8 protein-coding genes, 7 tRNA genes, 2 rRNA genes and 1 riboswitch (1 of these 18 cut by a window edge) are annotated in these 7,982 nt (G+C 39.6%); of the genes, 6 read left to right on the plus strand and 11 right to left on the minus strand.

Annotated elements, in window-relative coordinates; translation table 11 throughout:
- Positions 1-77: 77 nt before the first annotated feature.
- From ABC255_RS26845 to ABC255_RS26870, 6 genes are all read left to right on the plus strand, one after another.
- Positions 78-590: a M15 family metallopeptidase gene (locus ABC255_RS26845; RefSeq protein ID WP_412998645.1), complete on the plus strand. Its 513-nt coding sequence runs from the start codon at positions 78-80 to the stop codon at positions 588-590.
- 208 nt (positions 591-798) lie between these two features.
- Positions 799-1,995, plus strand: coding sequence for a class I SAM-dependent rRNA methyltransferase (locus tag ABC255_RS26850; RefSeq protein WP_412998180.1), 1,197 nt, complete (start codon positions 799-801; stop codon positions 1,993-1,995).
- Positions 1,996-2,138: 143 nt separating this feature from the next.
- Positions 2,139-2,319, plus strand: a riboswitch (Lysine riboswitch).
- A 127-nt stretch (positions 2,320-2,446) separates the two neighbouring features.
- The gene (dapA, locus tag ABC255_RS26855) at positions 2,447-3,328 is read left to right on the plus strand and encodes a 4-hydroxy-tetrahydrodipicolinate synthase (protein ID WP_412998181.1); all 882 of its coding nucleotides are present in this window, start codon (positions 2,447-2,449) and stop codon (positions 3,326-3,328) included.
- Positions 3,329-3,492: 164 nt separating this feature from the next.
- Positions 3,493-3,972: a DUF2243 domain-containing protein gene (locus tag ABC255_RS26860; protein WP_412998182.1), complete on the plus strand. Its 480-nt coding sequence runs from the start codon at positions 3,493-3,495 to the stop codon at positions 3,970-3,972.
- Positions 3,973-4,761 (plus strand): cytochrome c oxidase assembly protein, encoded by a 789-nt coding sequence (locus ABC255_RS26865; protein WP_412998183.1) that lies wholly within the window; start codon positions 3,973-3,975, stop codon positions 4,759-4,761.
- Between the two features lie 220 nt (positions 4,762-4,981).
- Positions 4,982-5,176 carry a hypothetical protein gene (locus ABC255_RS26870; RefSeq protein WP_412998184.1) on the plus strand — a complete coding sequence of 65 codons (195 nt, stop codon included), beginning with the start codon at positions 4,982-4,984 and terminating at the stop codon, positions 5,174-5,176.
- Positions 5,177-5,246: 70 nt separating this feature from the next.
- Here ABC255_RS26870 and ABC255_RS26875 read toward each other — a convergent pair whose 3' ends face one another.
- The 11 genes from ABC255_RS26875 to ABC255_RS26925 form a co-directional block, all read right to left on the minus strand.
- Positions 5,247-5,717 (minus strand): SRPBCC family protein, encoded by a 471-nt coding sequence (locus tag ABC255_RS26875; protein ID WP_412998185.1) that lies wholly within the window; start codon positions 5,715-5,717, stop codon positions 5,247-5,249.
- A gap of 28 nt (positions 5,718-5,745) precedes the next feature.
- The gene (locus tag ABC255_RS26880; RefSeq protein ID WP_412998186.1) at positions 5,746-6,579 is read right to left on the minus strand and encodes a nitroreductase family protein; all 834 of its coding nucleotides are present in this window, start codon (positions 6,577-6,579) and stop codon (positions 5,746-5,748) included.
- Between the two features lie 291 nt (positions 6,580-6,870).
- Positions 6,871-6,944: transfer RNA gene (locus tag ABC255_RS26885), tRNA-Ile, on the minus strand.
- A 5-nt stretch (positions 6,945-6,949) separates the two neighbouring features.
- A tRNA-Gly gene (locus ABC255_RS26890) sits at positions 6,950-7,023 on the minus strand.
- A 14-nt stretch (positions 7,024-7,037) separates the two neighbouring features.
- Positions 7,038-7,112: transfer RNA gene (locus tag ABC255_RS26895), tRNA-Gln, on the minus strand.
- 17 nt (positions 7,113-7,129) lie between these two features.
- A tRNA-His gene (locus tag ABC255_RS26900) sits at positions 7,130-7,205 on the minus strand.
- Between the two features lie 47 nt (positions 7,206-7,252).
- Positions 7,253-7,329, minus strand: a tRNA-Met gene (locus ABC255_RS26905).
- A 15-nt stretch (positions 7,330-7,344) separates the two neighbouring features.
- A tRNA-Val gene (locus tag ABC255_RS26910) sits at positions 7,345-7,420 on the minus strand.
- Positions 7,421-7,487: 67 nt separating this feature from the next.
- Positions 7,488-7,562: transfer RNA gene (locus tag ABC255_RS26915), tRNA-Glu, on the minus strand.
- A 41-nt stretch (positions 7,563-7,603) separates the two neighbouring features.
- Positions 7,604-7,719: ribosomal RNA gene (gene rrf, locus ABC255_RS26920) — 5S ribosomal RNA — on the minus strand.
- 76 nt (positions 7,720-7,795) lie between these two features.
- Positions 7,796-7,982, minus strand: a 23S ribosomal RNA gene (locus ABC255_RS26925); it runs 2,750 nt beyond the window's last position.

Here is a 7,982-nt window from a genome sequence, read left to right on the forward strand (position 1 = left end):
GGAATACGATTTTGAAACTTAACTGGAGAGGGAAATTATCACTCATATTATTTATTGTTTTTATCCTATATTTCATTATGAAAAACCCTTTAGGACTTAACTTGCTTAATTGGTTAACGATGGAATCTGCTGATTTCCCTACTGAACTCCATCCTATCGTAAAGGAACGGAGCAATCAGTTAATCCAGCAAGCTGCCGAAAAAGGGATTGTTATCTTAATTACGGATGACTTTCGCAGTGCGGAGGATCAGGATCGACTTTATGAACAAGGCCGGACAGTAGAGGGAAATATCGTAACGCATGCTAGGGGCGGTGAATCCTTTCATAACTTTGGGCTTGCCATTGACTTTGCTATAAAAACCCCTACAGAAAATGTCATTTGGGATATGCAATACGACGGGAATCAGAATGGGAAATCAGATTGGGACGAGGTCGTGGAAATGGCAAAAGCTCTAGGCTTTGAATGGGGTGGTGACTGGGCACAATTTAAAGATTATCCCCATTTACAAATGAATTTTGGGTTAACACTTGCCGACTTACAGAACGGAAAGAGACCTGATGAATCATCTTTAACGGTGGACACCCACTAAGTGGAGCAGCATTCCTCCCTTTTTTTAAAAAATAATCGCGCTAAAGAAAATCAAGATCCAGAAGCTTTCTGGATTTTTTTTATGTGTCCCCTATCCTGAAATACGCACCACTAGTCGTAAAGATGTTATGATTGATGGATTGTGATTGATTTTACAAATATTTGTTTACAATGCTAATAATGATAAATACCACGGATAGGATGAAGACATGAAAACAGAAGTCAGATTAAAGGTGAAAGCAAAGTTTGTTACTAAATATAAGAACGGCTACCCTCTCATTACAAAGGACACCATTATTGATCCTGCTGCTCTAGATGAAGAAGGGTCCACCATAAACCTTGTGGATGAACAGAACCACTTTATAGCCAAAGGCTATTATGGGAAGCAAAATAAAGGTCTTGGCTGGGTGCTTAGCCACAAGGAAAAAGAACAGTTTGATCATCGTTTTTTTGAAAAGACCCTAAAGAATGCCTTTGAAAGAAGAGAACATTTTTTTCAGAGTTCTGAAACAACAGCCTTTCGAGTGTATAACGGCGAAGGTGATGGAATTGGCGGTTTAACGATTGATTACTTCGATGGTTATTACGTCATTACCTGGTACAGTAAAGGCATCTATCACTTTCGGGAGTTTATCATAGATTCATTGAAGAATCTGGTGAAGTATAAGGCCATTTATCAGAAAAAACGGTTTGATGAAAGCGGTAAGTACATTGAAGAAGATGACTTCGTTGCGGGCGAACGAGGAGAATTTCCCATTATCGTGAAAGAAAATAGCGTCAATATCGCGGTTTATTTGAATGAAAGTGCCATGGTCGGTGTTTTCTTAGATCAAAAGGATGTAAGAAAAACATTACGAGATGTCTATTCAAAAGGGAAACGAGTATTAAATACGTTCTCCTATACCGGTGTGTTTTCAGTGTTTGCCGCTTTAGGTGGAGCAGCGAAAACGACCAGTGTTGACCTCGCAAATCGAAGCAAAAGTAAAACGATTGAGCAATTTAAAGTGAATGGAATTGATGCGGAAACTCACGATATCATCGTGGAGGATGTATTCAAATACTTCAAATATGCAGTGAAAAAGGGTCTGCTGTTTGATGTCGTGATTCTTGATCCTCCAAGCTTTGCAAGATCAAAAAAGTTTGTCTTCAGCGCCGAAAAGGATTATAAAAACCTACTAAAAGAAGCAATTTCCATCACAGAGGATAACGGAATCATCCTCGCGTCAACAAATGCCAGCTCCTTTGGCATGGACAAATTTAAAGGATTCATTGATACCGCCTTTAAGGAATCCAATAAACGCTATAAACTAATGGAAGAATTTTCACTCCCTGAAGACTTCAGAACCAATAAACACTATCCAGAATCCGACTACCTAAAAGTAGTCTTCATTAAAAAGATAAAATAAAGTTCCAGCCCATAGGAATTTACTGTCCACGCCACACGGACAGTGTCCACGAGTGGTGACAGGCACCTTTGCTCTTGAATTTTATAGAATTTTCTGGTATATTAATTAATAATTAAATATTTTCTTACTTCATTACCTTTTGAAGTGAGGATAGAGGCGCAAAGACCATAAGTACGCAATTGGAGGATAGTGAGGTCCTATGATGATTGTGGAAAGGGGAATTTGCCGAAGCGGATAGAAACTCATTTGTCTAGACCGCTGGTTCTGCTATTGAATAAATACAGAACTGTCATATAGGTGACTATATGGAGGGCTATCTTACGCAACGGAACGATTTTTGATTATGTTTCTACTGCAGCAGCGAGCCTTCGTTGCTGCTTTTTTGCGATTACTTTTGATTGACCTGAACTACCTCTAATTTTTCTTAAAAATTATGTAAAGGGTGAGCATGATGAATTTTGGCCAAGTTTTAACAGCTATGGTGACGCCATTTGATCAACATGGAGAGATTGACTATAACGCAACTAAAACACTAGTAAATTACTTAATTGCTAATGGTACTGATGGATTAGTAGTTGCAGGAACCACTGGAGAATCTCCGACATTAACAACAGAGGAAAAAATAGCGTTATTTAAATTCGTCGTCGAAGTTGCAGCCGGCAGGGTTCCTGTCATTGCTGGAACAGGCTCAAATAACACGAGAGCTTCTATCAGCTTAACGAAACAGGCAGAAGAAGCAGGCGTTGATGGAATTATGCTTGTAGCTCCATATTATAATAAGCCATCTCAAGAAGGATTATTTCAGCACTTTAAAGCCATTGCGGAAGCTACTTCGTTACCAGTAATGCTTTATAATATTCCCGGACGCTGTGCCGTAAACATCTCTGTTGAGACCATTGTCCGCCTCTCTGAAATTAGTAGTAATATTGTGGCAGTAAAAGAAGCAAGCGGCAATCTAGATGCGATGACAGAAATCATTAGCCGTACTCCAGATACATTCACTTTGTACAGCGGGGATGATGGACTAACCCTACCAGTTCTAGCAATCGGCGGTGCAGGTGTTGTTTCCGTTGCTTCGCATGTCATTGGCAATCAAATGCAGGAAATGGTCACACTGTTTAAAAACGGGCGCGTCCAAGAAGCAGCCGTTTTACATCGCAGCCTTCTTCCAATTATGAAAGCATTATTTATGGCACCAAACCCTACTCCTGTAAAGGCCGCATTAAATATACAAGGTGTCCAGGTTGGAGATGTCCGCCTGCCAATGATTCCTTTAAATGATGATGAAAAAAGTGCGCTGCAAGAAGTCCTGCCAATCGACTCGTTGGTATAATCTGATTGTCATTCCTGCCCCTCTGTGGGGCAGGTTTTTTTTTCTAAAAATTAATACTCAAATATTACCATTCGCCTTATAATCCCTATTCCTATGGTTTGGAATTAATTGCGTCAGGATAAACTAATAGTTAGGTAAAAATTGGAATAGGGGGAGAAAATCAGATGACTAATATTCATAATGAGCGTTTGAACTTCTTAGGACGAAATCTTTTGTCGGGTTGTTTACTAGGGATCGGTTTTGTCGCTTTTATCGATGAGGCTGTTTTCCACCAGATCCTCCACTGGCATCATTTTTATGATAAATCTACCCCTGATATTGGACTGGTATCTGATGGAGTTTTTCACGCATTTAGCTGGTTCTCAACGGTTGCTGGGGCATTTTTGATTTCCGATCTCCGTCGAAGAAATGCTTGGTGGCCAAAGAGATGGATTGGAGGATTTCTTTTAGGCGGAGGCGGGTTTAATTTATTCGATGGTACGGTTCAACATAAATTATTGAGGATCCATCAAATTCGTTATAACGTGGAAATTACGCCTTATGATTGGGTATGGAACATACTGGCGGCTATCATGGTAATCGCTGGGTTAATCATCGTTTCTAGGACTGGCCAGAAAGCAATAGTGATGGAAGGTACAGCCTAAATGAAACATCACCATGTCCATCATGGCAGTGAGCTGCAGAACGAACTTCTTTTGGCTCTCCCCTTTGTCTTAGCTATCCTGATTTATCTCCTATTAGGATTAGTCTCAAACCAACGTCATAAACAATGGTCAATTTACCGATACATCTGCTGGGTATCCGGAGTTCTTTCTGCTGCCGTTGCACTAATAGGTCCTGTCGCCAACCTTTCTCATGAAAATTTCATTGCACATATGGTTGGTCATTTGTTCCTTGGAATGCTTGCGCCTCTTCTTCTGGCACATGCTGCTCCAATGACTCTTCTGATGAGAACACTAAGTGTTAGCCACGCTAGAAAACTATCTCGTGTGTTAAAGAGTTTCCCAGTTGGGATTTATTGTAATCCGGTTGTCGCCTCGATACTCAATATTGGAGGCTTAACAGTTTTATATACGACAGAACTGTACTCGGCGATGCATCACTATGCCCTTCTTCATATAATTGTCCATCTTCATATATTCTTAGCAGGATATCTCTATACCATTTCAATTATCTATATTGATCCGACACCGCACCGGTATAGTTTTATTTTACGTGGTATTGTGCTAATCCTATCGTTAGCGGCCCATGGCATCCTTTCAAAGTACATTTATGCTTATCCTCCAGCTGGTGTACCGATTGAACAAGCCCAAATGGGAGGAATGATCATGTATTACGGCGGGGATATTGTAGAAGTTGTCTTGATATTCTTTTTTTGCCAACAATGGTATAAAGCCGCACGGCCACGAACCTCTGTATCAATAAGTCAATAAACATAATCTTATGTACACAAAAAAACTGTATCGATGAACAAAGTATCTTCAATACAGGTTTTTTATTGCTCGATTTATAAAATTTACCCAACTTGTCTATCATGGAAATTATTAAAGGTTAGAAGCTACTGAGAAACCATCCCAAATACCTCTTGCCCTGCATAAGTTTAGCTCAACGAAAATATGATAAACTAAGTATCCTAAAAAAGGAGTTGTTTAAATGGTAATCTTTAATAAAATCGCTCTATTTTTTGTGGTTTTATACTCTGTCGTCATTATCTTAAATACTTATTTAGGAGAAACTGATCGGGTACAATCCAATGTTATTTACTTTTTAATGAATGGATTTGCATATATTGTATCGGCTATGGATATTGAAAAAAGAAAAGTTGATTATCAAAGTCATAATTTCTAAATTTTTATTATGTTAATTAAACGTTTGATTAATTCTTCTAAAGCGCTGATATGTAAAGGTCTCAACCCATTTAATCAAACGTTTGATTAGTTTTTATTTCTGCTATTTTCTTTAGTTCTATTGCACGAATTTCAATAAATCTTCTCATGTATTCTTCAAGAAGCAATTTATCAATTAAGATTCCGAGAGGACCAAAACGTGACTTATATTGAAAATGATCGATCATTGTCGTTCCTTTTTCTTCTTCAATAAACTGGTGGATATGAATGAATGACTTGAACGCACCCTTTACCATTACATCCACAAAACTATGAGGCTTTTCCATAAAGATTACTCTTGAGGTTAACCTTTGTTTAATACCAAAGTGTACAGCTTCCCAAGTTACACTGTCACCTTCCTCCAACAGTCCCTTTGTTACACCTCCAACAGCTCTTTCCTTTGTTTTAAAGGTAGTTTGAGTATGAACATTGACATCCCTGGCAAGATCAAAACAAACCTCTATTGGCGCATTTATAAACAGCTTATGCTCGATAACAGGCATTTCTACTTACTCCATTCTTGCTTTCATTTTAATGGATTTTCCAGCTGACAATATACTCGGTTTGCTCATTTGGGAGAAGTAAGGATGGTTTTTCCACACTCCATCGTCCTTTAATATCTAATTCCTTACAGGCTAATTCAAACTGACACATGGCAATTCCCATATCTAAAAGCTGCATATCATATCCTAATTTCGAACTATAATTCGGTGTATGCTCAATGTAAAAATGGCAGACCTTTTTATCGCTAGATAATAGAAGTCGCCAAGGCTGTTTATTAGATGCAGAAGGTCCAATCCTAACCATTTCAATTGGTATTTCAAGTAATCCTGCATTTTCTTTGTTCAATGGCACGTCAAATGTGGAATCATAAAATAGCTTATCCCATGGTTTTTTATTATCGGCTTTTACAACATACCGGAGTGCCTTATCAAAAACCCGTTGTTTTTGGTTCGGGTAGCCGATTGGTGTTATGCAGGGGATAAACTCTCCATCCTCTAGCCGGATTTCCTGTTCAAACGAATTTCGGTTGAATGTACCGCCCATCCAGCAAGTACCGATTTCTAACTCCGTTAACCAGACAACTATTTTTTGAAAGGTGTACGCAAACTCAACAAGAGAGTATTTACTGTTTTGTGCTACTCCTGCCAAATATGCCTGTGGATTTTTAATAAATCCGTATGTGCCTAGCTTAATACCTTTATCACTTACATTGTTGGTTACCTGTATGAACTCGACTCTTCCCTTACCCCCAAATGGTCCAACTAAGTTGTCTTCATTGCTTATGTATTCGTTAATTCTATTAGCATGAGAATCTTTGATGTGTTGAGTACCAAAGTTTCGAACCGATTGGCGTTTTTTCATGGTTTCTATTATCGACTTATCAAAAATCATAGAACCCCCCTTTCTGTGAACACATTTTTTAGTGCCAAGCCCCTAATTGATATCCCACTCTTATTGTAACCATTCACGATCTTCTCCTACAAATAATACATTGACTTTAACTTTAATAAAAATATGTAAACTTTTATTATAATGGCTATTCGTTCCCTTCAACCCGAATAATTGACGTCTTTGGTTACGAATAGAGGTAGAAATATAAAAGCAAAAAAAGAGCGATTACTATTAATAGCAATCACTCTTTTAAAATATTTATGGGCCTAAATGGACTCGAACCATCGACCTCACGCTTATCAGGCGTGCGCTCTAACCAGCTGAGCTATAGGCCCTTAATTGGAGCGGGTGATGAGAATCGAACTCACAACATCAGCTTGGAAGGCTGAGGTTTTACCACTAAACTACACCCGCGTATAAAAATAAAATGGCTGGGCTAGCTGGATTTGAACCAACGCATGTCGCAGTCAAAGTGCGATGCCTTACCGCTTGGCTATAGCCCAATATTAGGAAAATAAAATGGGGCGACTGATGGGAATCGAACCCACGAATGCCTGAACCACAATCAGGTGCGTTAACCACTTCGCCACAACCGCCAAAATTATATAGTTGAGGTTTAACTAACTAAACCTTTAAATTAAATTGGTTGCGGGGACAGGATTTGAACCTGCGACCTTCGGGTTATGAGCCCGACGAGCTACCAGACTGCTCCACCCCGCGATAGTAAAAACTATATGGTGGAGGATGACGGGATCGAACCGCCGACCCTCTGCTTGTAAGGCAGATGCTCTCCCAGCTGAGCTAATCCTCCAATTGATAATAGGTTATTTCCGTTAGCGCGAAAGGAAAGTTATTTTTCACTATCGTGAAAAAAACTATGGTGACCCCTACGGGATTCGAACCCGTGTTACCTCCGTGAAAGGGAGGTGTCTTAACCACTTGACCAAGGGGCCTCCTCAAAAAATCCGAAAAAATAATTGCCCCATAGGGGCTTGCCTGGCAACGTCCTACTCTCACAGGGACAAAGTCCCAACTACCATCGGCGCTGAGAAGCTTAACTTCCGTGTTCGGTATGGGAACGGGTGTGACCTTCTCGCCATTGCTGCCAGACTATTTTGTTGAGGTATCATTCCCTCAAAACTAGATAATACAGAAGAAGTTTGTAAAACGAGTTCGCCTTAAAAAATTGGTTAAGTCCTCGAACGATTAGTATCAGTCAGCTCCACATGTTACCACGCTTCCACCTCTGACCTATCAACCTGATCATCTTTCAGGGTTCTTACTAGCTTGACGCTATGGGAAATCTCATCTTGAGGGGGGCTTCATGCTTAGATGCTTTCAGCACTTATCCCGTCCGCACATAGCTACCCAGC

It is taken from the genome of Neobacillus canaveralius, from assembly GCF_047237705.1.
GTDB classification, from domain to species: Bacteria; Bacillota; Bacilli; order Bacillales; family Cytobacillaceae; genus Neobacillus; species Neobacillus niacini_K.

Excerpts from the sequence above, each read along its gene's own strand:
- ABC255_RS26845 (WP_412998645.1), top strand. The coding sequence starts at position 78 with ATGAAAAACCCTTTAGGACTTAACTTGCTTAATTGGTTAACGATGGAA.
- ABC255_RS26850 (WP_412998180.1), top strand. The coding sequence starts at position 799 with ATGAAAACAGAAGTCAGATTAAAGGTGAAAGCAAAGTTTGTTACTAAA.
- dapA (WP_412998181.1), top strand. The coding sequence starts at position 2,447 with ATGAATTTTGGCCAAGTTTTAACAGCTATGGTGACGCCATTTGATCAA.
- ABC255_RS26860 (WP_412998182.1), top strand. The coding sequence starts at position 3,493 with ATGACTAATATTCATAATGAGCGTTTGAACTTCTTAGGACGAAATCTT.
- ABC255_RS26865 (WP_412998183.1), top strand. The coding sequence starts at position 3,973 with ATGAAACATCACCATGTCCATCATGGCAGTGAGCTGCAGAACGAACTT.
- ABC255_RS26870 (WP_412998184.1), top strand. The coding sequence starts at position 4,982 with ATGGTAATCTTTAATAAAATCGCTCTATTTTTTGTGGTTTTATACTCT.
- ABC255_RS26875 (WP_412998185.1), bottom strand. The coding sequence starts at position 5,717 with ATGCCTGTTATCGAGCATAAGCTGTTTATAAATGCGCCAATAGAGGTT.
- ABC255_RS26880 (WP_412998186.1), bottom strand. The coding sequence starts at position 6,579 with ATGAAAAAACGCCAATCGGTTCGAAACTTTGGTACTCAACACATCAAA.